Genomic DNA, 359 nt, shown 5'->3' on the forward strand with positions numbered 1-359 from the left:
GCCATTGCGATCTCGAGGAATGGTTAAGTTAAGTTGGCCGTACTTCGTATCAAACGAGCGCTCATAACTGCCGTTGCGGTTATTACCAGTGTTAATCCCAGCGTATGAGTAGCGTTCGTAACCCAAAAACTCTGCCAATTCGGTTTGAAGCAGCTGGTTAATCGCAATTTCGAGGTGGTGACGAAAAACTTCGTCCAAATCTTGCTTTTGGGCTAGTGCAGCGATAATTTCTGTGGTAAGTTCATTCATGGGGAATGCCTCCTGTGATGTTTTCTGTGGTTACTAAATATCATAAGGGAAGGCATTCCCTATTTCTATACAATTCAGAAATCTTTTATGCATTTACACAAGATATTTTA

Annotated in this window: 1 protein-coding gene; it reads right to left on the bottom strand. The window is 41.5% G+C overall.

Going from position 1 to position 359, the window contains the following annotated elements; all coding sequences use genetic code 11:
* Positions 1 to 249, bottom strand: a 249-nt coding sequence (locus IV84_RS10630; RefSeq protein ID WP_056986642.1) for an IS256 family transposase, incomplete at its 3' end; no start/stop codon positions are given.
* Between the last annotated feature and the right edge of the window lie 110 nt (positions 250 to 359).

This window comes from Pediococcus damnosus (genome assembly GCF_001437255.1).
Lineage (GTDB): Bacteria > Bacillota > Bacilli > Lactobacillales > Lactobacillaceae > Pediococcus > Pediococcus damnosus.